The organism is Streptomyces sp. KLMMK (assembly GCF_036961605.1).
In the GTDB taxonomy this organism is placed as follows: domain Bacteria; phylum Actinomycetota; class Actinomycetes; order Streptomycetales; family Streptomycetaceae; genus Streptomyces; species Streptomyces telluris.
This window is the reverse complement of the sequence record NZ_JBAMDC010000057.1, coordinates 1-26601: the sequence shown is the minus strand read 5'-3', so window position 1 is coordinate 26601 and position 26601 is coordinate 1. Positions and strand designations below refer to the sequence as shown.

25 protein-coding genes are annotated in these 26601 nt (G+C 72.3%); 14 read left to right on the top strand and 11 right to left on the bottom strand.

Translation table 11 applies throughout. The features are described 5' to 3' along the window. Positions 1 to 9 precede the first annotated feature (9 nt). On the bottom strand, positions 10 to 1356 hold the full coding sequence (locus V7793_RS12785) for a diaminopimelate decarboxylase (protein ID WP_336005829.1): 1347 nt from the start codon (positions 1354 to 1356) through the stop codon (positions 10 to 12). A gap of 230 nt (positions 1357 to 1586) precedes the next feature. Continuing rightward, positions 1587 to 1958: a MerR family transcriptional regulator gene (locus V7793_RS12780; RefSeq protein ID WP_336005827.1), complete on the bottom strand. Its 372-nt coding sequence runs from the start codon at positions 1956 to 1958 to the stop codon at positions 1587 to 1589. Between the two features lie 59 nt (positions 1959 to 2017). Here V7793_RS12780 and V7793_RS12775 point away from each other — a divergent pair, with 59 nt between their 5' ends. Beyond that, entirely contained in the window at positions 2018 to 2923 is a 906-nt protein-coding gene (locus V7793_RS12775) for an aldo/keto reductase (RefSeq protein ID WP_336005824.1), read from the top strand. Between the two features lie 66 nt (positions 2924 to 2989). Here V7793_RS12775 and hutI read toward each other — a convergent pair whose 3' ends face one another. From hutI to hutU, 4 genes are read right to left on the bottom strand one after another with little or no spacing between them, the layout of a single operon-like run. Next, positions 2990 to 4159, bottom strand: coding sequence for an imidazolonepropionase (gene hutI / locus V7793_RS12770; protein ID WP_336005821.1), 1170 nt, complete (start codon positions 4157 to 4159; stop codon positions 2990 to 2992). 34 nt (positions 4160 to 4193) lie between these two features. Further along, positions 4194 to 5534, bottom strand: a complete 1341-nt coding sequence (locus V7793_RS12765) for a formimidoylglutamate deiminase (protein WP_336005835.1) — start codon at positions 5532 to 5534, stop codon at positions 4194 to 4196. Next, positions 5531 to 6721 carry an allantoate amidohydrolase gene (locus tag V7793_RS12760; RefSeq protein ID WP_336005833.1) on the bottom strand — a complete coding sequence of 397 codons (1191 nt, stop codon included), beginning with the start codon at positions 6719 to 6721 and terminating at the stop codon, positions 5531 to 5533. The genes V7793_RS12765 and V7793_RS12760 overlap by 4 nt, the downstream gene beginning before the upstream one ends. 47 nt (positions 6722 to 6768) lie before the next feature. Further along, positions 6769 to 8427: a urocanate hydratase gene (gene hutU, locus V7793_RS12755; RefSeq protein ID WP_336005819.1), complete on the bottom strand. Its 1659-nt coding sequence runs from the start codon at positions 8425 to 8427 to the stop codon at positions 6769 to 6771. Between the two features lie 82 nt (positions 8428 to 8509). Here hutU and V7793_RS12750 point away from each other — a divergent pair, with 82 nt between their 5' ends. After that, complete coding sequence (locus V7793_RS12750) at positions 8510 to 8773, top strand: hypothetical protein (protein ID WP_336005816.1); 264 nt, start codon at positions 8510 to 8512, stop codon at positions 8771 to 8773. A gap of 104 nt (positions 8774 to 8877) precedes the next feature. Here the strand turns inward: V7793_RS12750 and V7793_RS12745 are convergent, their stop codons facing one another. Further along, entirely contained in the window at positions 8878 to 9804 is a 927-nt protein-coding gene (locus V7793_RS12745; RefSeq protein ID WP_336005831.1) for an RNA polymerase sigma factor SigF, read from the bottom strand. A 229-nt stretch (positions 9805 to 10033) separates the two neighbouring features. On the opposite strand from V7793_RS12745, the gene V7793_RS12740 reads away from it, so the two are divergent. From V7793_RS12740 to V7793_RS12720, 5 genes are all read left to right on the top strand, one after another. Further along, on the top strand, positions 10034 to 10402 hold the full coding sequence (locus V7793_RS12740) for an STAS domain-containing protein (RefSeq protein ID WP_168094972.1): 369 nt from the start codon (positions 10034 to 10036) through the stop codon (positions 10400 to 10402). Positions 10403 to 10658: 256 nt separating this feature from the next. Beyond that, positions 10659 to 11177 (top strand): ATP-binding protein, encoded by a 519-nt coding sequence (locus tag V7793_RS12735; RefSeq protein WP_336005813.1) that lies wholly within the window; start codon positions 10659 to 10661, stop codon positions 11175 to 11177. Between the two features lie 173 nt (positions 11178 to 11350). Then, a complete protein-coding gene (locus tag V7793_RS12730; protein ID WP_336005811.1) occupies positions 11351 to 12181 on the top strand; it encodes a peptidase in 831 nt (276 codons plus the stop codon). Between the two features lie 40 nt (positions 12182 to 12221). Then, a complete protein-coding gene (locus V7793_RS12725; RefSeq protein WP_336005809.1) occupies positions 12222 to 13076 on the top strand; it encodes a COG1470 family protein in 855 nt (284 codons plus the stop codon). A gap of 455 nt (positions 13077 to 13531) precedes the next feature. After that, positions 13532 to 14122, top strand: a complete 591-nt coding sequence (locus tag V7793_RS12720) for a hypothetical protein (protein ID WP_443057896.1) — start codon at positions 13532 to 13534, stop codon at positions 14120 to 14122. Between the two features lie 55 nt (positions 14123 to 14177). On the opposite strand, the gene V7793_RS12715 is transcribed toward V7793_RS12720, so the two are convergent. Then, a complete protein-coding gene (locus V7793_RS12715) occupies positions 14178 to 15713 on the bottom strand; it encodes a peptide MFS transporter (protein ID WP_336005804.1) in 1536 nt (511 codons plus the stop codon). Between the two features lie 466 nt (positions 15714 to 16179). On the opposite strand from V7793_RS12715, the gene V7793_RS12710 reads away from it, so the two are divergent. Then, entirely contained in the window at positions 16180 to 16860 is a 681-nt protein-coding gene (locus tag V7793_RS12710) for a response regulator transcription factor (protein ID WP_336005802.1), read from the top strand. Positions 16861 to 16966: 106 nt separating this feature from the next. Then, positions 16967 to 18220, top strand: a complete 1254-nt coding sequence (locus tag V7793_RS12705) for an ATP-binding protein (protein ID WP_336005800.1) — start codon at positions 16967 to 16969, stop codon at positions 18218 to 18220. Positions 18221 to 18237: 17 nt separating this feature from the next. On the opposite strand, the gene V7793_RS12700 is transcribed toward V7793_RS12705, so the two are convergent. Next, the gene (locus V7793_RS12700; RefSeq protein ID WP_336005796.1) at positions 18238 to 18732 is read right to left on the bottom strand and encodes a GtrA family protein; all 495 of its coding nucleotides are present in this window, start codon (positions 18730 to 18732) and stop codon (positions 18238 to 18240) included. Between the two features lie 202 nt (positions 18733 to 18934). Between V7793_RS12700 and V7793_RS12695 the strand changes: the two genes are divergently transcribed. From V7793_RS12695 to V7793_RS12685, 3 genes are read left to right on the top strand one after another with little or no spacing between them, the layout of a single operon-like run. After that, a complete protein-coding gene (locus V7793_RS12695) occupies positions 18935 to 20074 on the top strand; it encodes a 5-(carboxyamino)imidazole ribonucleotide synthase (protein ID WP_168093138.1) in 1140 nt (379 codons plus the stop codon). Further along, positions 20071 to 20607: a 5-(carboxyamino)imidazole ribonucleotide mutase gene (gene purE / locus V7793_RS12690; RefSeq protein ID WP_168093137.1), complete on the top strand. Its 537-nt coding sequence runs from the start codon at positions 20071 to 20073 to the stop codon at positions 20605 to 20607. The genes V7793_RS12695 and purE overlap by 4 nt, the downstream gene beginning before the upstream one ends. Positions 20608 to 20621: 14 nt before the next feature. Beyond that, positions 20622 to 21827, top strand: coding sequence for a dipeptidase (locus V7793_RS12685; RefSeq protein ID WP_336005792.1), 1206 nt, complete (start codon positions 20622 to 20624; stop codon positions 21825 to 21827). Positions 21828 to 21985: 158 nt separating this feature from the next. On the opposite strand, the gene V7793_RS12680 is transcribed toward V7793_RS12685, so the two are convergent. Then, a complete protein-coding gene (locus V7793_RS12680; RefSeq protein ID WP_336005789.1) occupies positions 21986 to 23326 on the bottom strand; it encodes a UDP-glucose dehydrogenase family protein in 1341 nt (446 codons plus the stop codon). 194 nt (positions 23327 to 23520) lie between these two features. On the opposite strand from V7793_RS12680, the gene V7793_RS12675 reads away from it, so the two are divergent. Both V7793_RS12675 and V7793_RS12670 read left to right on the top strand, forming a co-directional pair. Further along, a complete protein-coding gene (locus tag V7793_RS12675; protein ID WP_168093134.1) occupies positions 23521 to 24681 on the top strand; it encodes an acyl-CoA dehydrogenase in 1161 nt (386 codons plus the stop codon). A gap of 122 nt (positions 24682 to 24803) precedes the next feature. Further along, on the top strand, positions 24804 to 25613 hold the full coding sequence (locus V7793_RS12670; protein ID WP_336005786.1) for a VOC family protein: 810 nt from the start codon (positions 24804 to 24806) through the stop codon (positions 25611 to 25613). A gap of 29 nt (positions 25614 to 25642) precedes the next feature. Here the strand turns inward: V7793_RS12670 and V7793_RS12665 are convergent. Then, positions 25643 to 26601: LCP family protein (locus V7793_RS12665; RefSeq protein WP_336005783.1), on the bottom strand; the 959-nt coding region annotated here is incomplete at its 5' end.

Here is a 26601-nt window from a genome sequence, read left to right as displayed (position 1 = left end):
GGGGCCCGGTCAGCGAAGCGCGCTGAGCTCCGCCGCGTAGGCGCCGCCGCTTTCGGCGACGAGCTCGCCGAGGGTCTGCGGGGCCCGTACCGTCGCGAACCGCACGCCGTCACTCTCCTCTTCTGCGGGCGCATAGCCGTAAACCCCGGGACGGGGCAGAGAGTTGTACGCGAAGTGGTTCGAGAAGTAGTACGCGCCGGTGTCGAGCAGGGCCACGTGGTCGCCGGCCTCCAGCAGGGGCAGCGGTCTGCCGACGGCGATCAGGTCGCCCGCGAAGCAGCACGGCCCCGCGACGTCCTGGTCGACCGGCGGTCCCGTCTTCGGCCGCCCCTGCGCGTCGAAGACCGCGACCCGCAGGGGCCAGGACGCGGGCGCGAACACCGTGCGCGTGGCCACCTGGGCGCCCGCGTGCGTCACGGCGATCCGGCGGCCGCCCGCGGTCTTGGTGTACTCGACGCGGGCCAGCACCATGCCGCTCTTGGCCAGCAGGGAGCGCCCGAACTCCGTCACCAGCCCGAAGCGCCCGTCGAACAGGCCCGGGGCGGCGTCCGCGAGCAGGCGGGCGTACGCGCGGAAGGTCGGGGTCACATCGTCCGACGCGAAGTTCACGGGCAGTCCGCCGCCGATGTCCAGCGTGGTGACCTGCCGGCGCCCGGCCGTCCGGTTGATCTCCTCCGCCAGCTCGTACGCGGCCCGCACCCCGGCCGCCATCAGCTCCAGGGGGCAGCCCTGGGAGCCCACGTGGGCGTGCAGCCGGGACAGCCAGGGCCGCTCGGCGTAGGCGCGGACGAGCCAGGCGCGCGCTCCTTCGTCGCGCAGCGCCACCCCGAACTTCGACGTGTCCGTCGCCGTGCTCAGCGCGTCGATGCTGCCGCCGCCCACCTGGGGGTTGACGCGGACGCCGAGCGCGGAGCGGGGCGGGCCGGAGGCCTCCCGCAGCAGCCCGTCCAGCCGGGCGAGCTCCTCGCGGCTGTCGGCGTTGACCGCCACCCCCAGCGCGAGGGCCTCGCGGAGCTCCGCGGTGGTCTTGGCGGGGGAGTCCAGCACGATCCGCTCCGGGGCGATCCGTGCCGTCCGGGCCAGCGCCAGCTCCCCGGGGCTCGCCACTTCGGCGCCCAGCCCCTCCTCGGCGAGCAGCCGCAGCACGGGCACGAGGGAGGCGGCCTTCACGGCGAACGCGTGCAGGGTCGTGCCGCGCGCCGCCCCGGCCTCCTCGAAGGCCCCGCGCAGCTCCGCGGCGGCCGCGCGGATGCCCTGCACGTCCAGCAGCCCGGCCACGGGGGACCAGTCGGGCAGCAGCCCCTGCCGGAGCGCGGCCCGCACCACGGTGCCGGGGGAGACGTCGCGGGAGGACATGAAGTCACTCCACCACACCGGGCCGTAAAAATGGCATGCGCTGCGCGCGGTTTCCGCACACGATGAGCCCCAAGTGCGACGGCACGCCCTTGCGTGCGCGGAGCCGCCGCGGGCCGGGGCGGGGTGCGAACCGGACCGGCCCGGGGCCGTGGGACGCCTTCGACCGGCTCATCGGTGCCGGTCGACGGGCGCCGCCCCGGCGGCAGGGCGTGCCGCTCACCTCCCGTGACTCACGCCGCGATCGCAGCGGGTGCCGCGGCCTCCGTCGCCGTGAGCAGGCCGGCCAGTGCCGCCCGCGTCTCCTGCAGCTCCCCGATGCGTGCGTCGAGCCCCTGCAGCTGTTCGCGCAGGTGCAGGGCCACGCACGGGTCGAACTCCGCCTCCCCGGCGCCCCGCACGCACGGCAGGACGTCCCGGATGACGCGCGTCGGCAGGCCCGCCGCCAGCAGCACGCGGATGCGGCGGACGGTCTCCGGCGCGTCCTGCTCGTAGCGCCGGTGACCGCTGGGCAGCCGGTGGGAGCCGAGGAGGCCCTGCTCCTCGTAGTAGCGCAGGAGCCGCACGCTCACTCCGGTCTCGCGCGCCAGGTCACCGATCTTCATATGAGCTGCCTCACACGGGGTTGATTCTCACACGGGTGTGAGAATTTAGCGTTCCGATCATGACGAACACCACCGCTGCTCCCGCTTCTTCCCCCGTCCACCGCATCGGCGGCGACCTGCCCGTCTCCCGCATCGGCTACGGCGCCATGCGGCTGGCCGAGACCCCCGCCGGGCTCGCCGACCCCATGCAGGCGCCCATCTGGCGCGCGCCGGAGGACCGCCGCGGCGCGGTCGCGCTGCTGCGGCGCGCGGCCGAGCTCGGCATCGACCTCATCGACACCGCGGACGCCTACTCCCTCGGCGAGAGCGAGGCGCTCATCGCGGAGGCACTGCACCCGTACGCCGGCCGCGTGACCGTCGCCACCAAGGTCGGCGTCGTGCGGCCCGGCCCTGCCGAATGGGTGACGCACGGTCACCCGGCCTACCTCCGCCAGCAGGCCGAGCTCGCCCTGCGGCGGCTGCGCGTGGACCGCCTGGACCTGCTCCAGCTGCACCGCATCGACCCGGAGTACCCCCTCGCGGACCAGCTCGGCGCCCTCCGGCAGCTGCAGGACGAGGGCAAGGTGCGGCACATCGGCCTGTCCGAGGTGACCGTGGCCGAACTGCGCGCGGCGCAGGAGATCACCTCCATCGCCTCCGTCCAGAACATGTACAACCTCTCGGCGCGCGGCCACGACGACGTCGTCGACTACGCCGCCGGACACGGCATCGCCTTCTTCGCCTACTTCCCGGTCGCCGTGGGCGCGCACGCGGCTCCGGGCGGGCCCGTCGCGGACGTGGCGCGCGAGGTGGGCGCGACGCCCGCGCAGACGGCGCTCGCCTGGCTGCTGCGCCGGTCGCCGACGCTCATTCCCCTCCCGGGCACGCGGTCGCTCGCGCACCTGGAGGAGAACGCCGGCGCACTGGACGTCCGGCTGACGGACGCCCAGTACGACCGGCTGGACGCGATCGGTGGGCAGGTCTGAGGCCTGCCGGGCGGGCCTGCCGGGCCCGGGGCGGCCACGGTGTGCGGCGCGGCCGCCGGAGAAGGCTCAGACCTCCCGCACGCCCGCGCGCCACACCGCCGAGACCAGCGGGACTCCCGGCCGGTAGGCGAGGTGGACGTGCGACGGGGCGTCGAGGAGGGCGAGGTCGGCGCGGGCGCCGGGGGCTATGCGGCCCACGTCCGTACGGCGCAGGGCGGCCGCGCCGCCCGCGGTCGCGGACCAGACGGCCTCGTCCGGGGTCATCCCCATGTCCCGCACGGCCAGCGCGATGCAGAACGGCATGGAGCTGGTGAAGGACGAGCCGGGGTTGCAGTCCGTGGACAGGGCGACGGTCGCCCCCGCGTCCAGCAGGCGGCGCGCGTCCGGCCACTGGGCGCGCGTGGAGAACTCCGCGCCGGGCAGGAGGGTGGCCACCGTCGTGCCGTTCGCCAGGGCGTCGACGTCCGCGTCGGTCAGGTGGGTGCAGTGGTCGGCCGAGGCGGCGCCGAGCTCGACGGCCAGCTGGACGCCCGGCCCGTAGGAGAGCTGGTTGGCGTGGACGCGCGGGGTCAGCCCGCGGGCGGCGCCGGCCGTGAGGATCGTCCGGGCCTGGTCGCCGTCGAACGCGCCCTGCTCGCAGAAGACATCGACCCAGCGTGCGTGCGGCGCGCAGGCGTCGAGCATCGGCCCGGTCACGAGGTCCACGTACGCGGCCGGGTCGTCGGCGTAGTCGGGGGAGACGATGTGGGCGCCGAGGTAGGTGACCTCGTCGGTGTGCGCCGCGGCGATGCGCAGGGCGCGGGCCTCGTCCTCGACGGTGAGGCCGTAGCCCGACTTGGTCTCCAGGACCGTGGTGCCCTGGCGCAGGGCCTCGTGCACGTAGCGGCGGACGTTGGCGTCCAGCGCCTCGTCGGTCGCGGCGCGCGTGGCGGCGACGGTGGTGCGGATGCCGCCGGCGCTGTAGCTCCGGCCGGACATGCGGGCGTTGAACTCGGCGGTGCGGTCGCCCGCGAAGACCAGGTGGGAGTGGGAGTCGACGAAGCCCGGCAGGGCGGCCCGGCCCTCCGCGTCGGCCCGGTTGTCAGTGGCCGGTGCTTTGCTGGACGTGCCGACCCAGGCGACGCGGTCGCCGTCGATGACGACCGCCGCGTCCCGGATCGTGCCGAGGGGGCCTTCGCCGAGGGAGGGGTCGTTCGTGACGAGACTGCTGATGTTGGTGATGACCGTCGTCGCCATGGGCGTGCGGCACTCCTTTGGTCGGTTCGGTGGTTCAGCCCCGTACGGCCGCGATGGACTCCGCCAGCGCCTCCGGCACGTGGGCCACGAGCTGGTGCGTCCCGTCGCGCACGACGTGCCGGCCGCCCACGACGGTGTCCCGGACGTCCACGGCGCTCGCCGCGAAGACGACCGTCTCGGCGGCGAGGGAGTACGGCTGGCCCGCGGTGCGCACGGAGTCGAGCGCGACGGCCGTGAAGTCCGCGAGCGCGCCCGCCTCGATGCGGCCCGCCTCGTCCCAGCCGAGGGCCGCGTGGCCGTCGGCCGTGGCCGCGCGCAGCAGCTCGGCCGCGGTCCAGTGGCCGCGGGTGCGGCTGTGCAGCCGCTCGTCCAGCTCCATGGCGCGGGCCTCTTCGAGCAGGTCGATGACGGCGTGGCTGTCGCTGCCGAGGGAGAGCGGGGAGCCCGCCTCCTGCACCGCCCGGGCCGGGCCGATCCCGTCGGCCAGGTCCCGCTCGGTGGTCGGGCACATGCACACGCCGGTGCCCGAGTGGCCGAGGAGACGGATGTCGCCGGGGGTGAGGTGCGTGGCATGGACGGCGGTCGTGCGCGGGCCCAGCACGCCGTGGTGCGAGAGGAGGGCGGTGGGCGTGAAGCCGTGGGCCTCCACGCACGCGTCGTTCTCGGCGGTCTGCTCGGAGAGGTGCAGGTGCAGCGGGGCGTCGCGCTCCTGCGCCCACGCGGCCACGGTCGCCAGCTGCTCGGCGGGCACGGCCCGCACCGAGTGGATCGCCGCGCCGATGCGGGTGTTGTCGTCTCCCTTGAGGGCGGAGACGCGCTCGGCCCAGCGCTCGGCGGTGCCGTCGCTGAAGCGCCGCTGGTGCTTGTTCGGCTGAGCGCCGAAGCCGGAGGAGAGGTAGCAGGTGTCGAGGAGCGTGATGCGGATGCCCGCCTCGGCGGCCGCCGCGATCAGGGCCTCGCCCATGGCGTTGGGGTTGTCGTAGCGGGCGCCCCCGGCGAGGTGGTGCACGTAGTGGAACTCGCCGACGGAGGTGATGCCGGCGAGCGCCATCTCGGCGTAGGCCGCACGGGCGAGCGCGAAGTAATTGTCGGGCGTGAGGTTGTCGGCGACGCGGTACATGACGTCGCGCCAGGTCCAGAAGGTCCCCTCGCCCGCCTGCGTCGCGCCGCGCAGGGCCCGGTGGAAGGCGTGGCTGTGCGCGTTCGCGAGCCCGGGCAGGGTCAGGCCCCGCAGGGTCACCGCACCCTGGGGCGGCGCCGCGGCGCCCCGGCGGACGGCCTTGATGCGGCCGTCCGCCCCGGTCTCGATGACCACGCCCGGCTCGACGCCGGTGTCGAGAAGGGCGTGCTCCGCCCAGTAGGTCTGTGCCGTCAGCGACACGCCAGGCCCTCCAGTACGTCGGCGAGTGCGGTCACCCCGGCCAGGCAGTCGTCCTCGGAGGCCGATTCGGCGGGTGAGTGCGAGACGCCTGTGGGGTTGCGTACGAACAGCATGGCGGTGGGGACGGCTCCGGAGAGGATTCCGGCGTCGTGTCCCGCGCCCGTACCGAGGACGGGGACGTTCCCGCCCAGGATGCGGCCCAGCTCATCGCGCAGGGCGTGCTCGAATTCCACGACCGGCGTGAAGGACTCCCGGGTGACCCGCACGTCGACGCCGTCGCGCTCGCCGCGCTCCACGGCCGCCTTCTCGATCTCCGCGACCACGAGGTCGAGGGTCTCCTGGTCGGCGGCCCGCGAGTCCAGCCAGCCGCGCACGAGCGAGGGGATGGCGTTGACGCCGTTCGGCTCGACGCCGACCTTCCCGAAGGTCGCCAGGGCGCCGGCCAGCCGCGCCTTCTTGCGGGCCGCGAGGACGGTGTTGGCGTAGGTGAGCATCGGGTCGCGGCGGTCCTCGATGCGGGTGGTGCCGGCGTGGTTGGCCTCGCCGTGGAAGTCGAACCGCCAGCGGCCGTGCGGCCAGATGGCGGAGGCGATGCCGACGGCACGGTCCGACAGGTCCAGGGCGCGCCCCTGCTCGACGTGGAGCTCCACGAAGGCGCCGATCCGGGCGAGACGCTCGGGATCCGGGCCGATGGCCTCCGGGTCGTAGCCGGCGCGCTCCATGGCCAGGGGCAGGGAGACGCCCTCGGCGTCCCGGAGCGCATGCGCCTTGTCGAGGGACAGCTGACCTGCGGTCAGACGCGAGCCCACGCAGGCCAGGCCGAACCGGGCGCCCTCCTCGTCGCCGAAGTTGACGACGGCGAGGGGGCGGGACGGCTGCGCCCCGCGGGCGCGCAGCTCGTCCAGCGCGGCGAAGGAGGAGACCACGCCGAGGGGGCCGTCGAAGGCGCCGCCGTTGGGCACGGAGTCCAGGTGGGAGCCGGTGACGACGGCGTCCCCGGCGGCCGGGTCGCCGAGCCAGGCCCACTGGTTGCCGTTGCGGTCGAGCTCGTAGGCGAGCCCGCGGGACTCCGCCTGGGCGCGGAACCAGGCGCGGCAGTCGGCGTCGGCGCCGCTCCAGGCGAAGCGGTGGTAGCCGCGGGTGTCTTCGTCACGGCCGATGGACGCGAGGTCGCGCCACATCTCGTGGAACGAAGCCCCCGGCTCCACCGCGCCCGCAGCCTGGCCGCTCACTCGCCCTCCCGCATGGGAACGCGCACCCCGCGGTCCTCCGCGACCGACTCCGCGATGTCGTACCCCGCGTCCACGTGACGGATGACGCCCATGCCGGGGTCGTTCGTCAGGACGCGGCGGATCTTCTCGCCGGCCAGCGGCGTGCCGTCGGCGACCGTGACCTGGCCCGCGTGGATGGAGCGGCCCATGCCGACGCCGCCGCCGTGGTGGATGGAGACCCACGAGGCGCCCGAGGCGACGTTGACCATCGCGTTGAGCAGCGGCCAGTCGGCGATCGCGTCGGAGCCGTCGAGCATGGCCTCGGTCTCGCGGTACGGCGAGGCCACCGAGCCGCAGTCGAGGTGGTCGCGGCCGATCGCGAGCGGCGCGGCGAGCGTGCCGTCGGCGACCATGTCGTTGAAGCGCTCGCCGGCCTTGTCGCGCTCGCCGTAGCCCAGCCAGCAGATGCGCGCCGGCAGGCCCTGGAAGTGCACCCGCTCGCCGGCCATCTTGATCCAGCGGGCGAGGGACTCGTTCTCGGGGAAGAGTTCGAGCATCGCCTTGTCGGTCTTGTGGATGTCGGCCGGGTCGCCGGAGAGGGCCGCCCAGCGGAAGGGGCCCTTGCCCTCGCAGAAGAGGGGGCGGATGTAGGCCGGGACGAAGCCGGGGAAGTCGAAGGCGCGGGTGTAGCCCGCGAGCTGCGCCTCGCCGCGGATGGAGTTGCCGTAGTCGAAGACCTCGGCGCCGGCGTCCTGGAAGCCGACCATGGCCTCGACGTGCCGGGCCATGGACTCGCGCGCCCGCGTCGTGAAGTCGGCGGGCTTCTCCGCCGCGTAGGCGGCCATCTCGTCGAAGGAGATGCCGACCGGCAGGTAGGCCAGCGGGTCGTGGGCGCTGGTCTGGTCGGTCACGATGTCGATCGGGGCGTTCATCGCGAGCAGCTGCGGGACGAGCTCCGCGGCGTTGCCGAGGACGCCGATGGACAGCGGGCGGCGGGCGTCGCGCGCCTCGACGGCCAGCTGCAGGGCGTGGTCGATCGAGTCGGCCTTCACGTCCAGGTAGCGGTGCTCGATGCGGCGCTCGATCGCGCGCGGGTCGCAGTCGATGCAGATGGCGACGCCGTCGTTCATGGTGACGGCGAGCGGCTGGGCGCCGCCCATGCCGCCGAGCCCGGCGGTCAGCGTGATCGTGCCGGCCAGCGTGCCGCCGAACTTCTTGGCGGCGACGGCGGCGAAGGTCTCGTACGTGCCCTGCAGGATGCCCTGCGTGCCGATGTAGATCCACGAGCCGGCCGTCATCTGGCCGTACATGGTGAGGCCGAGGTGCTCCAGGCGGCGGAACTCCTCCCAGTTGGCCCAGTCGCCGACGAGGTTGGAGTTGGCGAGGAGGACGCGGGGCGCCCACTCGTGGGTCTGCATGACGCCGACCGGGCGGCCGGACTGGACGAGCATCGTCTCGTCCTGCTTGAGGGTCTGCAGCGTGCGGACCATGGCGTCGAACGAGCGCCAGTCGCGGGCGGCCTTGCCCGTGCCGCCGTAGACGACGAGCTTGTCGGGGTGCTCGGCGACCTCGGGGTCGAGGTTGTTCTGCAGCATGCGCAGAGCGGCTTCCTGCTGCCACCCCAGCGTGCTCAGCCGGCTGCCTCGCGCAGATCGTACGGGTCGCGGTCCGGACATGGGGCCCTGCCTCCCTGGCGGCTCTGAATAGAACACTGCACATCTTGGGTGGCTGAATAGCTCTAGTCAATGGCTGCGGGTAGTGGACAGCGGCGCGCACGGCGGGTGTGAGGTGCGGCTCGTACGCCGCGGCTTTGCCCGGCGGGAGCTCGCGGGCGTCCACGCCCGCCGCACGCCGGGCCGCTGCGAAGGCGTGCAGGGCAGCGCCCTCCGGCTCGCCGCAGGCAGTGGTGCCGGCCGCGAGCGGGCCCCGGTCGAGGACGAGCACGCGGGCCCCGCGGCGGGCCAACACCCCCGGCACGCATCCCCGGTCCACGTTCGTGCAGGGGCGGGCGCGGCCCTGTAGCTGCTGAGGCGGCATCAAACGCCGCGCGCCGCACGGGGAAACCCGTGCGGCGCGCGGCGGTGCGAGAACGGTGCGGAAACCGTGCGAAAGCTGAGGCCCCGGCCTCACTCCTCGCTCAGGAGGCCCCGGCGGAGGCGGACGAGGGTGCGGCCCAGCAGGCGCGAGACGTGCATCTGGGAGATGCCCAGCTCCTCGCCGATCTCCGACTGGGTCATGTTCGCCACGAAGCGCAAGGACAGGATCTTCCGGTCCCGCTGCGGGAGTTCGGCGATCATCGGCTTGAGGGCGGCGACGTACTCGACGCCTTCCAGATCGTGGTCCTCGTAGCCGATGCGGGCCGAGAGGGCGCCCTCCGCCTCGTCGTCCTGCGGCTGGGCGTCCAGCGAGCTCGCCGAGTAGGCGTTGCTCGCGGCCATGCCCTCGACGACCTCGTCCTTCGTCAGGCCGAGGTGCCCGGCGAGTTCGCCGACGGTGGGGGAGCGGTCCAGGCTCTGGGCGAGCTCGTCGCGGGCCTTGGCCAGGTCGATGCGGAGCTCCTGGAGCCGGCGCGGCACGCGCACGGACCAGCTGGTGTCGCGGAAGAACCGCTTGATCTCGCCGATGATGGTCGGCATCGCGAAGGTCGGGAACTCGACGCCCCGGCTGAGCTCGAAGCGGTCGATGGCCTTGATGAGGCCGATCGTGCCGACCTGGACGATGTCCTCCATCGGCTCGCTGCGGGAGCGGAACCGGGCGGCGGCGAACCTCACGAGGGCGAGGTTCAGTTCGACCAGGGTGTTGCGTACGTACGCGTATTCGTGCGTGCCCTCTTCGAGCGCCTCCAGGCGGGCGAAGAGCGTCTTGGACAGGGCACGTGCGTCGTGCGGCGCCATCTCGCCGGGGGGCGTGGGGCCGCTCCCGTCGTACTCGGGAATCTCGGGAAAGTCGGGGAGCCCGGAATGTTCGGGCGGGGACTGGGGCAGGGGTGCCGACGACGTCGTACGCGGTTCCGCACGCGTTTCGTCGAGCCGGGGTGACATGGTCTCCTCCATCATTCTCGGCATATGGCTGCCGATGCCGTCGCGTCGTGCTGCGGTGAGCGGCGCCTCCAAAGCCGTCCGTGGTGGATGTCGTCCTACTAGCCCTACCTGTCTTCACCCTTGCGCCGCAAGTGCGCAATGTCCCTATATGTGCATAATGCCGGACCTTCGGCTACCGGACGCCGTAGGGAAGGCGTAGTGTTCTGGGAGCGCCACGCAGGCACACCGAGAAGGGATGCGCATGGATCGCGGGATGGTCGGCAGCGCAAGCAGGGGCCGGCTGAATGTAGCCGTCCGGCGGGACGGGGCGAGCGCGATCGTGACGCCGGTGGGTGAGCTCGATCACCACACGGCGGACGTGCTGCGCGAGCCCCTCGAGGCCGCCATCGCCGACGGCGGCGCACGCGTGGTCCTGGACTGCTCCGGTCTGGAGTTCTGCGACTCGACCGGCCTGAACGTGCTCCTGGGCGCCCGGCTGCAGGCCGAGGCCGCGGGCGGCGGCATCCACCTGGCCGCGATGCAGCCCGTGGTCGCCCGCGTCTTCGAGATCACCGGCGCGGAAGCCGTCTTCACCGTGCACGACACCCTCGACGCGGCCCTCGCCGGCTGACCCCTGGCGCCCCCGCCTTTCCCTGTGCGTTACTCAGTCGTCACCCGGTCGGCCGGGCTCCTTCGGCGTGGGTTCGCAGGCACCAGTTGCATGCATCACAGGATCGGCACCGAAGAAGTGGGTGTTCTCACGATTCGGTCGGGCAGGAGTCTGCTGAATCCGTTCCATGTGCCAGGTAGCCGCGATCAAGGTATCCAGGTACCCGTCCGTCCCTTCGTTCCGTCTTGAATCGGTGAATCGGTGAGGTGAAGCGCTGATGAGCACCACCCGGCCGTGCCCTCCGCCGGGCGACCCCGGTCCGGGGGCGAACGGCGCCGCCTCCTCCGGTGCGCTGTCGCCGGACGGGCCTTCGCAGGGGTCCCGGCCCGGCGGGATGCGTCGGCTGCACCTCGTCGGGGTCAGCGGCGCCGTTCCCATGGCGCGTGACTTCACCCGGCAGGCGCTCCACGACTGGGGCTGGCTCCCCGCGATCGGCGCGGACCACCGCGCGGCCGCCGAGGACGTCCTGCTCGTCGTCTCCGAGCTGGTCACCAACGCCTGCCTGCACGCCGACGGCCCCGAGGAGCTCCGCGTGAGCAGCACGGGCAAGGTGCTGCGCCTGGAGGTCGTCGACCTCGGCGCGGGGACGCCCGCGCCGCGCACCCCGCACCGCGCGGGGCGGCCCGGCGGGCACGGGATGTTCATCGTGCAGCGGCTCTGCCTGGACTGGGGCGTCGTGCGGAACGAGGGCGGTGCCGGGAAGACGGTGTGGGCGGAGCTGGCTGCGCCGGGCTAGGCCACTGCCTCTCCTCTCCCCTCCCCTCCCCTTCCTTTCTTTTCTTCTGTTCCCTGCCTTCTCTTCCTTCCTCAAGGTCCCCGGCGTACTGTCTGCGCCCGATCTGATGTGCCGTCAGCTCAGCTCAGCTCAGCTCGGCTCGGCTGCGGCACCGGACGAGAGGGGAACCAGAGGTGTCCCACATCCCACGCCGTGCAGCCGCCCTCGCCGCGTCCCTGGCCGGCGGGGCCGTCCTGCTGGGCGCTCCGGCCGCGCACGCGGTGACGATCGACGTCGACTACGCGTGCAAGACCCCCATCGGGGACAAGAGCGCCGTCTCGCCCATCGACATCAAGGGTGTCGCGGACGGCGGTGCGTACAAGCTGACCATGTCCTTCGAGAAGGGCGTCTCTTCCAGCCCCATCGAGCTCGGCAAGGGCGCGATGAAGCCGAGCGCCGTCATCAAGGTGGGCGGCGCGGACAGCGGGACGGTCGCCGTCTCCGGGCCCGCCAACACGGAGCCGATACCGGCCAACACCCCGATCAAGATCAGTGACCTGTCGGGCACGTACACCCCGAAGAAGAGCGGCAGCGTGACGTTCACCGCCTCCACGCTGACCATCCAGGCGCTGGGCACGACCACCACCTGCACGCCGACGAACAACCCCAAGCCGTCGCTGACGCTCGACATCAAGGAGCCCGGCGGGAGTTCCGGCGGGTCCTCCACGGGCGGGTCCTCGACCGGTGGGTCCGCTACGGGCGGGTCCTCCACGGGCGGGTCCACTGGTGGTTCCACCGGTGGGACCACCACGGGCGGGTCCGGGTCCGGCGGCGCTTCCGGCGGGGCCGCCTCCGGTGGTTCCTCCACCGGCGGTTCCTCCTCCACCGGCGGCGGCCAGCTGCCCCAGACCGGGCCCGCCGACTCCGCCGTCGCCCTCGGCACCCTCGGCGGCACCGTCCTGCTCACCGGCGTCGCCGGCACGCTCTGGCTGACCCGGCGGCGCCGGGCGGCGACCACGCGCTGACCCGCATGACCACGCGCTGACCCGCATGAAGGGGCCGCCTGTGCGCCGTCGTCCCGTCCGTCTTCTCCTGCCCGCCCTCGTGGCGTTGCCGCTCTGCGCCTCCGCCGTCCCGGCAGCCGCTGCTGCCGCCGACCGGCCGTGGTCGGCCGCGCCCGCCCCCGCCGGTACGGAGGCGCCCGGCCCGGACGACCGTGCGTCCTTCTACCTGGAGGGCGCCCCCGGCACGGTCCTCACCGACAAGCTGTCCGTGGTCAACCCCGCGGATCGCGAGCGCTCCTTCACCCTCCGGGGCACCGGGCCGTGGATCTCCCTCGCCCGGCAGCAGGTGCGGGTGCCCGCCCGCACCCGGGCGAACGTGCCCGTGCGCGTGACGGTCCCCGGTGACGCGGAGCCCGGCGACCACTCCGGTGCGGTGGTCGTGAGCGGGGAGGGGCGGGAGGTGCGCGTGCGGCTGGCCCTGCGCGTCGGCGGGGCACCGGCGCTGCCGGCGCTCGCCGTCGAGAACGTACGGGTCAGCGGCGCGGGCGCGGGCGGTGGCGCCGTGATCCGGTACGCCCTGGTCAACCGCGGCAACCGGGCGCTGACCCCGCGGCTCGCCATCCGCGCCGACGGGGTCTTCGGTACGGTCCTCCGCCGCGCGGTCGCCGACCTGCCGGGCGAGCTGGCGCCGGGGCGGGTGGTGCGGAGGGTGGAGCGGTGGCCGGACGCGCCGTGGCTGGACTCGGTGACGGTGCGGGTGACCGCTGTCGCGGAGGGCGGGGTGCGGGCCGGCGGGTCCGGGTCGTACACGCCTGTGCGGTGGGTTGTGCCGGTGGGGGGCGGGGTGGTGCTGGTGCTTGCGGGTGGTGCGGCGGTGCTGGTGCGGGGGCGCCGCGGTGCGGGGGCCGGGGCGTGAGCCGCGTCGTGGTCCGGCGCCGGGGCCTCCGGGGCAGGGTCCTGGACCGTATATTTACGGCGCCCTCAGCTCTGCCGCGGCCTCGCCCGGCGCTCGGCGCCGCAAATACACGGCAGCGTCCAGGACCCTGCCCCTGCGGCCCCGGCGCCTCCCTCGTCGTTCTGGCGCTGGTCCTGCTCGTCGCCCTCGTGCCGGTGGGTACGGCCGCCGCCGCGGCTCCTCGCGTCTCCCTGGACCGGCCGGAGGCCGGCAAGGGCAGCACCGTGGTGGTGAAGGGGGAGGGGTGGCGGCCGCAGGCCCTGCTCACTCTGCTGGTGTGCGGGCGGAACATGGTGGGTGGCACCAACGATTGCGTTAATGGGGAGGGCCGGACTGTCACTACGGAGAGTGATGGATCTTTTCGGCGGGAGTTTGTGGTCGGCGAGCCGCCCACGCCTTGCCCGTGTGTGGTGCACGTGGCCACGGTGACCGGGGAAGCCTCGGCAGCGGACGTCCCGCTGGTCGTCGCGGGGCATCCCGTCGCCCCGCTGCCCGAGTCCTCCGGGGCGCGGATCGGTGTGCTGGACGCCCGGCTGGAAGGCTCCAACGGGCTGCTCACGTGGTTCGGGGCGCCGCCGGTGCGGCGGCTCGTCCTCACGGTCGGGAACCTGGGGTCCGGGGTGGCCGAGGACCCCGTCTTCCGTGTGGGGACCGCGCGGGGGCTCCTCGCGCCCTCCTGGGAGGAGCGGAAGTGGCGCGGGACGATCCCGGCCGGGCAGCGGGCCCGGGTCGCCTTCGACGTGGAGCTCGCCGCGGGCGCCCACGGGCCCTACGAGGTGTCGCTCAAGTACGGCGGCAAGGTGCTGGTCACCGAGCCCTGGGACGTGGCCCGGCCGTGGGGGGTGACGCTGTTCTGGATCTTGCTGTGTCTGGTCGTTCCGGCGGGGCTCTTCCGGCTCGGGATGGCCGTTCTCGACCGGTTGCGGCCCCGGCCCGCCGCCGCGGTCGCGGAGCCCGGCGCCCTGCCCTGGTTCACCCCGGAGGCCATGCCGCGTTTGCCGGACTGAAACGCACAGTGCCCCGGCGCGCCATTGCGCCGGGGCACTGTCATTCAGGGGGTCCTCAGCGGACGTCGCCCATCAGGCCTTCGATCCGCTTGCGGGACATCCACACCGCGACACCGGCCAGGGTGGCGGCCGCCGCCTGTCCGAGGATCACGCCGGTGCCGTTCAGGTCGACACCCGCCTCCGTCAGCAGGGTCATGGTGCAGTCGCCCGCGGTCACCGCGAGGAACCAGACGCCCATCATCTGGCTCGCGTACTTCTGCGGCGCCATCTTCGTGGTGAGCGACAGACCGACCGGGGAGAGGCACAGCTCACCCATGGTCTGGATGCCGTAGATCATCAGCAGCCAGGCCGGGGTGACCTTGGTGCCGTCGGCGGCCATCGCCATCGGGATGGCGAAGACGAAGAACGAGGCGCCGATGATGACCATGGCCATCGAGAACTTCACCGTGGTGCTCGGCTCGCGGTCCTTGCGGGCGAGCCACAGCCACATCGAGGCGAAGACCGGGGCGATGGCCATGACCCACAGCGGGTTGACCGACTGGAACCAGGTCGACGGGAAGTTGATGCCGAAGACGTTGTCCGCGGTCTTCTTCTCGGCGAAGGTCGACATCGTCGAGCCGGCCTGGTCGAAGATCATCCAGAACACGGCGGCGGCGACGAAGAACCAGATGTAACCGCTGACCTTGGTCTGCTCGTTCGCCGTCAGGTCCTTGTCGCGCTTGATGCGGGTCAGGACCGTGATCGGGATGACCAGGCCGACCAGGGCGATCGGAATCGTGGCCCACTTCTGCGTGAAGTGGCCGGTGCCCGCGACGACGCCGTAGAAGGCGGCGGCGATGGCCAGCCACAGCAGGGCCTTCATCAGCGTGGCCTTGCGCTCGGCGGCCGTCAGCGGCTTCGGGACGACGCTGCTCTGCGGGCTGAGGTGGCGGGTGCCCCACAGGAAGAAGAGCAGGCCGAGACCCATGCCGGCCGCGGCGATCGCGAAGCCCAGGTGCCAGTTGACCTTCTGGCCGACGGTGCCGATGACGAGCGGCGCGGCGAAGGCACCGGTGTTCACACCGATGTAGAAGATCGTGAAGCCGCCGTCGCGGCGCGGGTCCTGCGGGCCGTCGTAGAGGTGGCCGACCATCGTGGAGATGTTGGCCTTCAGCAGGCCCGAGCCGATCGCCACCAGCGCGAGGCCGGCGAAGAAGGTCGGCTTGCCCGGGATGGCCAGCGTCAGGTGACCGGCCATGATGATGCCCGCCGCGATGGCGACCGTCTTGCGCGGGCCCCAGACGCGGTCGCCGAACCAGCCGCCGGGCATGGCGAGCAGGTAGACCATCGCCACGTAGATGGAGTAGATGGCCACCGAGCTGGCCTCGGGCATCGCCAGACCGCCGCCCTGGCTGTCGGGCTTCGCGTCCGGTCCGCCTGCGATCAGGTAGACGACGAGGAGGGCGCGCATGCCGTAGTAGCTGAAGCGCTCCCACATCTCCGTCATGAAGAGGGGGGCCAGGCCACGGGGGTGGCCGAAGAAGGTCTTGCCGCCGGAGTCCGGAGAGGTCTTCTCCTGCTCGGCCGCACCCTTCGTCAGGCTGGACGCCATGTCGATCCTTGAGTGCTCGGGACGCGCGGCTGCAGCTGCTACGCGCCCGGGTGGGGGTTGGCCGGCACCGGTCACCGCGCCGCCCGCCCCCACGTCCAAGGGGTTCGCTCTCTCCTCCAAGGGAGCGACAGGACAGCCGTCACCGGGATCCACGCCCCCGCGCCCCTTCGCGCGACGGACCCGGCCGCCAGGTCATTCACTGTGAACAAGACTGGGGTATCCAGCCCTGCACACGACAGAGACCTTCGGCGCGCCGAATACGATCCGAAGGTCCCCCTTGTAGCTACAGACGTCTGGTCACCATACGTCACACCCCGCCCGCAAATGGAAGCAGTTGAGATATGGATCACAAGGCTTCGGGGAACCGTTCAAGCACCCTTAAAGGTCCGTACCGCGCGGTCAAGGGTTGCCGCCGGTAGCTCCCGCGGGACCTCTGACGTGGGCCCGAGCGGACTACCATCACTCCATGACCCGAGTACTGCTCGCCGAGGATGACGCGTCCATCTCGGAGCCGCTCGCACGCGCCCTGCGCCGCGAGGGGTATGAGGTGGAGGTGCGAGAAGACGGTCCCACGGCGCTGGACGCCGGGCTCAAGGGAGGGGTGGACCTGCTCGTCCTCGACCTTGGGCTGCCCGGGATGGACGGACTGGAGGTCTGCCGCCGGCTGCGCACCGAGGGCCACGGCTTCCCGGTGCTGGTGCTCACCGCCCGGGCGGACGAGGTGGACACGGTCGTCGGCCTGGACGCCGGCGCCGACGACTACGTCACCAAGCCCTTCCGGCTCGCCGAGCTGCTGGCCCGCGTACGGGCCCTGCTGCGGCGCGGCACCGCCGAGGCCCACCAGCAGCCCCCCGCCACCCACGGCGTGCGGATCGACGTCGAGTCGCACCGTGCCTGGATGGGCGAGGAGGAACTGCAGCTGACGGCGAAGGAGTTCGACCTGCTGCGGGTGCTCGTGCGGGACGCCGGCCGGGTCGTCACCCGCGACCAGCTGATGCGAGAGGTCTGGGACACCACGTGGTGGTCGTCCACCAAGACCCTCGACATGCACATCTCCTGGCTGCGCAAGAAGCTCGGCGACGACGCCGCCAACCCCCGCTACATCGCCACCGTGCGCGGTGTCGGGTTCCGCTTCGAGAAGAGCTGATCAGAAGGATGCCGGGACCGGAGCGCCCGGAGGGGCCGCGCGCGCAGCGGCCCCTCCCGGCATCCGGAACCGCTTCCTTTCGTACCACCCGCCCGGAGGGCAACCCGTGCGTCGCCGCCTGATCAACTCCACGCTCGCCGTCGTCCTCGTGGTGATCGCCGTCTTCGGCATCTCGCTCGTCATCGTCGAGACCCGCACGATCGAGAGCAGCGCCCAGGAGAGCGTGAAGTCCGAGGCCGTACGGCTGGTGAGCATCGTCGACAGCCGGCTGGTCGGCGGCGAGCGGGTCGAGTCCGAGGTGCTCAGCGAGCAGATCACCGACGACCGGTACGCCCGCATCGAGATCCCCGGCCGGCCCGCGATCGAGATCGGCGACCGGCCCGCGGGCGGCGTCATCGTCGCGACCGAGCCGGGTGAGCAGGGCGTGCTCGTCCGGGTCGAGGAGTCCCGCTCCACGGTCAGCCGCGAGGTCGGCCGCACCCTGCTGGTGATCCTCGCCGTCGCGCTGCTGGCCGTGATCGCCGCCGTCTTCCTGGCCGTGCGCCAGGCCAACCGGCTCACCGCCCCGCTCACCGACCTCGCCGAGACCGCCGAACGGCTCGGCTCCGGCGACCCCCGCCCCCGCCACCGCCGCTACGGGGTGCCCGAGCTGGACCGGGTGGCCGACGTCCTCGACTCCAGCGCCGAGCGGATCGCGCGGATGCTCACCGCCGAGCGGCGGCTGGCCGCGGACGCCTCGCACCAGCTGCGGACCCCGCTGACGGCGCTCTCCATGCGGCTGGAGGAGATCACGCTCACCGACGAGCCGGAGACGGTCAAGGAGGAGGCGGCGATCGCCCTCGCCCAGGTCGAGCGGCTCACCGACGTCGTCCAGCGGCTGCTCACCAACTCCCGCGACCCCAAGTCCAGCTCGGCCGTCACCTTCGACCTCGACGAGGTCATCAAGCAGCAGATCGAGGAGTGGCGCCCGGCCTCGCGCAGCGAGGGCCGCGCCATCGTCCGCTCCGGCAAGCAGGGGCTCCGGGCCGTCGGTACGCCCGGCGCCGTCGCCCAGGTCCTCGCGACCCTCATCGAGAACTCCCTGATGCACGGCGACGGCACGGTCGCCCTGCGCACGCGCGTCACCGGCAACCAGGCGGTCGTGGAGGTCACCGACGAGGGACCGGGCGTGCCGCCGGACCTGGGGGCGCGGGTCTTCGAGCGCACCGTCAGCGGGCGGAACTCCACCGGCCTGGGGCTGGCCGTCGCACGGGACCTGGCGGAGGCGGACGGCGGCCGCCTGGAGCTGCTCCAGGCGAACCCGCCGGTCTTCGCGCTCTTCCTGAGCCGGGAGGCGGAGGGGTCGGACTCCCACGGGTGACCGTGCGTACGGGCCCGTTACTTGCGCGCTTCCGCCGGCTCCGGAGGCGCGGACAGGAACGATTCGGCGGTCTCCACCGCCTGCGCCCTGAAGACCCACGTGCGGTAGGACCAGAAGCGGAAGACCGTCCCTATCCCGAGGCCGATCACATTCTTCGCGATGTTGTCCGCGAGCGGGGTCGTCAGGCCGAAGCCGTAGTGAGAGATCGCCAGGATGCCGTTCTCGATCACCAGCCCGGCGCCGCTGAAGAGCAGGAACAGGCTCATCTCGCGGCTGCGCCGGCTCCTGTCGGAGTCGCGGTAGGTCCAGTAGCGGTTGCCGACGTAGTTGGTGGCGATGGCCACGGCCGTGGCGATTACGCCCGAGCGCACCACCGCGAGGCCGAAACCGTGGACGCAGATGTTGAAGACGATGAAGTTGACCACGAACCCGATGGCTCCGACCGCGCCGAACTTGGCGATTTCGCGGGCCACCCGCTCCAGCCGGGAACGCACTGTGCGCCGTTGACTCATGGGATCGTCAGGCTCCGTTGAATGGGCGTCTTGGGGCGTGGGGCAGCTTTCATGCTATCCAGCGGGCCCGGGCACCGACGGACGGAGTCGGTGAACGTGAGGCGAACGCGAGTCATATCGGCCATTGGTGCACTCACTGTCTTTTCGGATGATCCTCCGAACGCGGTCCGGGGCAGTTCCCCCGTACGGATACCCTGGGGGCGTGACGTTCCCGGTAGTCGGCATGGTCGGCGGCGGCCAGCTCGCCCGTATGACCCACGAGGCGGGCATCCCCCTCGGCATCAAGTTCAAGCTGCTCAGCGATACTCCGCAGGACTCGGCGGCCCAGGTGGTCAGCGACGTCGTCATCGGCGACTACCGCGACCTGGAAACCCTTCGTGCTTTCGCACAAGGGTGTGACGTGATCACCTTCGATCACGAGCACGTTCCCACCGAGCACCTCCGGGCCCTGGAGGCGGACGGCATCCCCGTCCGCCCGGGGCCCGACGCATTGGTGCACGCCCAGGACAAGGGCGTGATGCGGGCGAAGCTCGACGCGATCGGAGTGCCGTGCCCGCGGCACCGCATCGTCGAGGACCCCGACGACGTGGCGCGCTTCGCGGCGGAGGGCGACGGCTTCCCCGTCGTCCTGAAGACGGTGCGCGGCGGGTACGACGGCAAGGGGGTCTGGATCGTCCGCAGCGCAGAAGAGGCGGGTGAACCCTTCCGCGCCGGAGTCCCCGTCCTCGCCGAGGAGAAGGTCGCCTTCGTCCGCGAGCTCGCGGCGAACGTCGTCCGCTCCCCGCACGGCCAGGCCGTCTCGTACCCCGTCGTCGAGTCCGTCCAGGTCGACGGCGTCTGCGACACCGTGATCGCTCCCGCGCCCGGCCTCTCGCAGGAGCTCTCCGCGCAGGCCCAGCAGCTCGCCCTCAAGGTCGCCCAGGAGCTGGGCGTCGTCGGGCACCTCGCTGTGGAGCTGTTCGAGACCGCCGACGGCCGCATCCTCGTCAACGAGCTCGCGATGCGCCCGCACAACTCCGGTCACTGGACCCAGGACGGCGCGATCACCTCGCAGTTCGCCAACCACGTGCGCGCCGTGCTCGACCTGCCGCTCGGCGACCCCCGCCCGCGCGCCAAGTGGACCGTCATGGCCAACGTGCTCGGCGGCGACTATCCCGACATGTATTCCGCGTACCTCCATTGCATGGCACGCGACCCGGGCCTGAAGATCCATATGTACGGCAAGGACGTCAAGCCCGGCCGGAAGGTCGGACACGTCAACACCTACGGCGACGATCTGGCGGATGTGCGCGAGCGCGCGAGCCACGCCGCCGGATATCTGCGAGGAACGATCACGGAATGACTGCTTCCCCCGTCGGCCCCGTCGTCGGCATCGTCATGGGCTCCGACTCCGACTGGCCCGTCATGGAAGCCGCCGCCAAGGCCCTGGACGAGTTCGAGGTCCCCTACGAGGTCGACGTCGTCTCCGCGCACCGGATGCCGCGCGAGATGGTCGCGTACGGGGAGCGGGCCGCCGGGCGCGGCCTCAAGGCGATCATCGCCGGCGCGGGCGGCGCCGCCCACCTGCCCGGCATGCTGGCCTCCGTCACCCCGCTGCCGGTGATCGGCGTGCCCGTGCCCCTGAAGTACCTGGACGGCATGGACTCCCTGCTCTCCATCGTCCAGATGCCGGCCGGGGTGCCCGTCGCCACCGTCTCCGTCGCGGGGGCCCGCAACGCCGGCCTGCTCGCCGTCCGCATGCTCGCCGCGCACGACGCCGACCTGCTCGCCCGCATGCAGCACTTCCAGGACGAGCTCAACGAACAGGCCACGGACAAGGGCAGGCGGCTGCGCGCGAAGGTGCAGGGCGCCGGCGGCTTCGGATTCGGCAAGTGACCGCGGGAGCGACGATGACGGACCAGCTGCTGGACCGCGCCCGCGAGCTCCTCGCCGCCCACCCCGTCGTCGACGGGCACAACGACCTGCCCTGGGCGCTGCGCGAGCAGGTCCGCTACGACCTCGACCGGCGCGACATCGCCCGTGACCAGAGCGCCACCGGGCTCCACACCGACCTGCCGCGGCTGCGCGCGGGCGGCGTCGGCGCCCAGTTCTGGTCGGTCTACGTCCGCACGGACCTCGCCGGCGATGCGGCCGTCAGCGCCACGCTCGAACAGATCGACGTCGTCCGGCAGCTCGTGGACCGCCACCCCGGCGCGCTCAAGCTCGCCTTCACCGCCGACGACATGGAGGCCGCGCGCGCCGAAGGCCGCATCGCCTCGCTGATGGGCGCCGAGGGCGGGCACAGCATCAACTGCTCCCTGGCCACGCTGCGGGCGCTGCACCGGCTCGGCGTGCGCTACATGACCCTCACCCACAACGACAACATCCCGTGGGCCGACTCCGCCACGGACACCCCCGCGGCGGGCGGGCTGACCCGCTTCGGCGAGGAAGTCGTGCGGGAGATGAACCGCATCGGCATGCTGGTCGACCTGTCGCACGTCTCCGCCGACACGATGCGGGACGCCCTGCGGGTCACCGAGGCGCCGGTGATCTTCTCGCACTCGTCGGCGCGCGCCGTCTGCGATCACCCGCGCAACGTTCCCGACGACGTCCTCGGCGCGCTCGCCGCGAACGGGGGCGTGGCCATGGCGACGTTCGTCCCCAAGTTCATCCTGCCGGAGGCCGTCTCCTGGACGCAGGCCGCCGACGAGAACCTGCGTGCGCACGGCCTGCACCACCTCGACACCTCGCCGCGGGCGATGGAGCTGCACCGCGCCTTCGAGGCGGAGCGGCCGCGGCCGCTCGCGACGGCGTCCACGGTCGCCGACCACCTCGACCACATGCGCGAGGTCGCCGGCGTCGACCACATCGGCATCGGCGGCGACTTCGACGGCACGGCGTTCACCCCCGTCGACCTGGCCGACGTCGCCGGCTACCCCAACCTCGTCGCCGAACTCCTCCGCCGGGGCTGGTCCGACACGGACCTGGCGAAGCTGACGTGGCGCAATGCGGTGCGGGTGCTGCGGGACGCGGAGGAGGTGGCGCGGGCGGCTTCCGCGAAGCGGGGGCCGTCGATCGCGACGATCGACGTCCTGGACGGCCCGCCCGCCGCCTGAGCGTGTCGTGAGGCCCCGCCTCACTCATCCGCCGCAGCGGCGCTCGGCCACGACGGCGCATTCCGGCGGTGCCGCCACGGGCTCAGCCCCGGCCCGGCACCGCCGGTGACCGCCGCTTCGGCTGCTCGCCGTCGCGGCGGAGGTGACGCCGGGCGCCGTCAGGCGCGAGGGCGCCCCATCGCGCGGAACGTCCAGCCCGCGTTCCGCCACGCGGCAGCGTCCAGCGCGTTGCGGCCGTCGATGATGTGGTGGTCCGACGCGACGGCGGCGATCTCCGACGGGTCGAGTTCGCGGAACTCGCCCCACTCGGTGAGGTGCAGCACCACCCGCGCCCCGCGGCACGCCTCGAGCGCGCTCTCCGCGTAGGCGAGGGTCGGGAAGAGGCGCCGCGCGTTCTCCATGCCCTTCGGGTCGTAGACCGTGACCTGGCCGCCCTGCAGGTGGATCTGCCCGGCGACGTTGAGCGCGGGGGAGTCGCGGACGTCGTCCGAGTCCGGCTTGAACGCCGCGCCGAGGACGGCGACCCGCTGTCCGAGGAAGCTGCCGCCGACCGCCTCGCGGGCCAGCTCGACCATGTGCGCGCGGCGGCGCATGTTGATGGAGTCGACCTCGCGGAGGAAGGTGAGCGCCTGGTCGACACCCAGCTCGCCGGCCCGGGCCATGAAGGCGCGGATGTCCTTGGGCAGGCAGCCGCCGCCGAAGCCGACGCCGGCGCGCAGGAACTTCTTGCCGATGCGGTCGTCGTGGCCGATGGCCTCGGCGAGCTTGACGACGTCGCCGTCGGCGGCCTCGCACACCTCGGCCATGGCGTTGATGAAGGAGATCTTCGTGGCGAGGAAGGAGTTGGCGGCGGTCTTGACCAGCTCGGCGGTGGGGTAGTCGGTGACGACGAAGGGCGTGCCCTCGCCGACCGGCCCGGCGTACACCTCGCGCAGCAGCTTCTCGCCGCGCTCGCCGGTGACGCCGACGACGATGCGGTCGGGGTGCAGGGTGTCCTGGACGGCGAAGCCCTCGCGCAGGAACTCGGGGTTCCAGGCCAGCTCGACCTCCTCGCCGGCCGGAGCGAGTTCGGTGAGCAGCCGCGCGAGCCGGGCGGCGCTGCCGACCGGGACGGTGGACTTGCCGACGACGAGCGCGGGGCCGTGCAGGACGGCGGCCAGGGAGGTGAAGGCGGCGTCGACGTAGGACATGTCGCAGGCGTACTCGCCGTGCTTCTGCGGAGTGTTCACGCAGACGAAGTGGACGTCGCCGAACTCGCCGACCTCCTCCCAGGAGGTCGTGAAGCGCAGCCGCCCGGTCGAGCCCTCCAGCCCGGCGACGTGCTTGCGCAGCAGTTCCTCCAGCCCCGGCTCGTACATCGGGACCTTGCCGCGCCCGAGCATCTCGATCTTCTCGGGGGCCACGTCGAGGCCCAGCACCTCGAAGCCGAGCTCGGCCATGGCCGCGGCATGGGTGGCGCCGAGGTAGCCGGTGCCGATCACGGTGATCCTGGGGGCCATACGTGCTCCATGTGCTGACGGGCGGGACTGCGGTGCCCGAGCATAGTCGGGCCCCGAGCTGGGAAGGAGCGGGGTGGACGGCAGTCGCGGGGGCGCCTGCCGGGTGCTGTCGGCAAGCTCACGTAGTCCCTGTCCGGGAGCCGCCCCTAGAATCGGGGTTACTAAACGGTAGTTAACTCTCAGGGGAGTACGCCTTGGCGGGAAACACGGACTTCGACCTCTACCGGCCGTCCGAGGAGCACGACGAGCTGCGCAAGGTCGTGCGCCAGCTCGCCGAGGAGAAGATCGCCCCGCACGCTGCCGCGGTGGACGAGGAGGCCCGCTTCCCCCAGGAGGCCCTGGACGCCCTCGTCGCCACCGACCTGCACGCCGTGCACGTCCCCGAGGAGTACGGCGGCGCCGGTGCGGACGCCCTCGCCACGGTGATCGTCATCGAGGAGGTCGCCCGCGTCTGCGTGTCGTCCTCGCTGATCCCCGCCGTGAACAAGCTCGGTTCGCTGCCGGTGATCCTCTCCGGCTCCGAGGAGCTGAAGAAGAAGTACATGGGCCCGCTCGCCAAGGGCGACGCGATGTTCTCGTACTGCCTCAGCGAGCCGGACGCCGGCTCGGACGCGGCCGGCATGAAGACCCGCGCCGTGCGCGACGGCGACTTCTGGGTCCTCAACGGCGTCAAGCGCTGGATCACCAACGCCGGCGTCTCCGAGTACTACACGGTCATGGCCGTGACCGACCCCGAGAAGCGTTCCAAGGGCATCTCGGCCTTCGTCGTCGAGAAGGGCGACGAGGGCGTCTCCTTCGGCGCCCCGGAGAAGAAGCTCGGCATCAAGGGCTCCCCGACCCGCGAGGTCTACCTCGACAACGTCCGCATCCCCGCCGACCGCATGATCGGCGCGGAGGGCACGGGCTTCGCCACCGCGATGAAGACCCTGGACCACACCCGCATCACCATCGCCGCCCAGGCCCTCGGTGTCGCCCAGGGCGCCCTCGACTACGCCAAGGGCTACGTCCAGGAGCGCAAGCAGTTCGGCAAGCCGATCGGCGACTTCCAGGGCGTCCAGTTCATGCTGGCCGACATGGCGATGAAGATCGAGGCAGCCCGCCAGCTCACCTACGCGGCGGCCGCCAAGTCCGAGCGCGGCGACGCCGACCTCACCTTCCAGGGCGCCGCCGCCAAGTGCTTCGCCTCGGACGTCGCCATGGAGGTCACCACCGACGCCGTCCAGCTCCTCGGCGGCTACGGCTACACCCGTGACTACCCCGTCGAGCGCATGATGCGCGACGCGAAGATCACGCAGATATACGAGGGCACGAACCAGGTCCAGCGCATCGTCATGGCGCGCAACCTGCCGAAGTAGCCCGCAGGCGTCGCGGCCGGTGGCGTTCCCCGTACGGGGGAGCGCCACTGGCGCCCGGGCACGGCGGGGCCGATCCTGCTGGGGGGACATCCGTATCCGCCCGCCGCCTGGAGGCGCCCGTCATGCCCGACGTAACCGGCCCCTACGCTCCCGGTACCCCCTGCTGGGTCGACCTCATGGTCCCCGACCAGCAGGCGGCGCTCGACTTCTACCGCGACCTGTTCGGCTGGCAGGGAGAGGTCGGGCCGCCCGAGACCGGCGGTTACGCGGTCTGCTCGATGGACGGCAAGCCCGTCGCCGGGATCATGGCGGCGATGAACCCCGACGGCAGCACGCCCGACCCGATGCCGCCCTCGGTGTGGACCACCTACCTCGCGACCGCCGACGTGGACGCCACCCAGTCGCGCATCGCCACCAACGGCGGCGAGGTGATGATGCCGGCCATGGACGTCATGACCCTCGGCCGGATGTCCGTGGCCACCGACCCCACGGGCGCCGTCTTCGGCCTGTGGCAGGCGCGCGACTTCCCCGGCGCGGCCGTGGTCAACGAGCCGGGCGCCGTGATCTGGAACGAGCTCAACACCAGCGACACCGCCACCGCCTCGGGCTTCTACGCCAAGGCGCTCGGCATCAAGGCCACCCCGATGGAGGGCGCCACCGGCTACTTCTCGCTGGAGGTGGACGGCCGCATGGTCGGCGGGCTCCAGGGGCTCGCCGGCATCGAGGGCATCCCCGAGGACACGCCCTCGCACTGGCTGACGTACTTCTCCGTGGACGACACCGACAGCACGGTCGACGCGCTGGTGCGCGCCGGCGGCAACGTCCTCAAGCCGCCGTTCGACATGATGGCGGGCCGCATGGCCGTCGTGCAGGACCCGCAGGGCGGCGTCTTCGCCGTCATCAACGCGACGCCGCCCGACCAGCCGGCCTGAGCCGGGCCGGCCGGGCCCCGCGCGGCGCCTCACTTGTCGGAGACGGTGACCTTCTGGTCCTTCTTCAGCTGCCCGAAGAGCTCGTTGGCTTTGGTCATGTCCCACTTCACGGCCACGCCGTCGTTGGGCGTGGGATGGTTCGCGGTGGCGATGGGCACGGTCATCTGCTGCCCGTCGCCGCCCGTGACGCCCTTCATGGCCCAGAACATGTCCATCAGGTCGAACAGCCCCATGTCCTTGTCGACGATGAGCGTGTCGAGCCCCGAGCCGATCACCGGGTAGAGGCGGAAGGGGTTGAGGACGGTCGAGGGCGAGGCCGCCTGCTTCGCGAGCGTGTTCAGGAACTTCTGCTGGTTGCGCATCCGGCCCAGGTCCTGGTCGGCCTCCTGGTGGCGCTGGCGCACGAAGGCCAGCGACTGGGCGCCGTCCAGCTCCTGGCAGCCCGCCTTGAAGTCCGCGCCCGAGTCCCGGTCCTTCAGCGGCTTGTCGAGGCACATCTCGACGCCGCCCAGCGCGTCGACCAGGTTGCGGAAGCCGCCGAAGCCGATCTCCGCGTAGTGGTCGATGCGCAGGCCGGTGTTGAACTCGATGGTCTGCGCGAGCAGCTCCGCGCCGCCGTCCGAGTACGCCTGGTTGAGCTTGTGGGTGGACTTCGCGAACCGCTTGCCGGACTTCTGGCCCGTGAAGGCGGGGATGGTGACCCAGGAGTCGCGCGGCAGGCTCAGCATCGTGGTGCCGTTGTCGCCGGTGTGCAGGATCATCATCGAGTCGGTGCGCTTGCCGTCCGCCGACCCCGTGTGCAGGTCCTTCTTGTCCTGGTCCGACAGGCCCTCCCGGCTGTCCGAACCGACGATCAGGTAGTTGGTGCCCTCGCCGGCCGGCGGCCGCTCCTTGACCTTGCTCAGGTCCACCTCGGTGCGGAGCTTGGAGTCGGCCCAGAAGTACGTGCCGACCGAGACCGCCAGCAGCAGGACGACGAAGGTCACCA

Bases quoted from the DNA above. Each gene is read 5' to 3' on its own strand.
- V7793_RS12700 (WP_336005796.1), bottom strand. From the start codon at position 18,732: ATGAGTCAACGGCGCACAGTGCGTTCCCGGCTGGAGCGGGTGGCCCGC.
- V7793_RS12775 (WP_336005824.1), top strand. From the start codon at position 2,018: ATGACGAACACCACCGCTGCTCCCGCTTCTTCCCCCGTCCACCGCATC.
- purE (WP_168093137.1), top strand. From the start codon at position 20,071: ATGACTGCTTCCCCCGTCGGCCCCGTCGTCGGCATCGTCATGGGCTCC.
- V7793_RS12785 (WP_336005829.1), bottom strand. From the start codon at position 1,356: ATGTCCTCCCGCGACGTCTCCCCCGGCACCGTGGTGCGGGCCGCGCTC.
- V7793_RS12710 (WP_336005802.1), top strand. From the start codon at position 16,180: ATGACCCGAGTACTGCTCGCCGAGGATGACGCGTCCATCTCGGAGCCG.
- hutI (WP_336005821.1), bottom strand. From the start codon at position 4,159: ATGGCGACGACGGTCATCACCAACATCAGCAGTCTCGTCACGAACGAC.
- hutU (WP_336005819.1), bottom strand. From the start codon at position 8,427: ATGTCCGGACCGCGACCCGTACGATCTGCGCGAGGCAGCCGGCTGAGC.
- V7793_RS12780 (WP_336005827.1), bottom strand. From the start codon at position 1,958: ATGAAGATCGGTGACCTGGCGCGCGAGACCGGAGTGAGCGTGCGGCTC.
- V7793_RS12715 (WP_336005804.1), bottom strand. From the start codon at position 15,713: ATGGCGTCCAGCCTGACGAAGGGTGCGGCCGAGCAGGAGAAGACCTCT.
- V7793_RS12735 (WP_336005813.1), top strand. From the start codon at position 10,659: ATGAGCACCACCCGGCCGTGCCCTCCGCCGGGCGACCCCGGTCCGGGG.
- V7793_RS12685 (WP_336005792.1), top strand. From the start codon at position 20,622: ATGACGGACCAGCTGCTGGACCGCGCCCGCGAGCTCCTCGCCGCCCAC.
- V7793_RS12745 (WP_336005831.1), bottom strand. From the start codon at position 9,804: ATGGAGGAGACCATGTCACCCCGGCTCGACGAAACGCGTGCGGAACCG.
- V7793_RS12670 (WP_336005786.1), top strand. From the start codon at position 24,804: ATGCCCGACGTAACCGGCCCCTACGCTCCCGGTACCCCCTGCTGGGTC.
- V7793_RS12680 (WP_336005789.1), bottom strand. From the start codon at position 23,326: ATGGCCCCCAGGATCACCGTGATCGGCACCGGCTACCTCGGCGCCACC.
- V7793_RS12760 (WP_336005833.1), bottom strand. From the start codon at position 6,721: ATGTGGCGCGACCTCGCGTCCATCGGCCGTGACGAAGACACCCGCGGC.
- V7793_RS12740 (WP_168094972.1), top strand. From the start codon at position 10,034: ATGGATCGCGGGATGGTCGGCAGCGCAAGCAGGGGCCGGCTGAATGTA.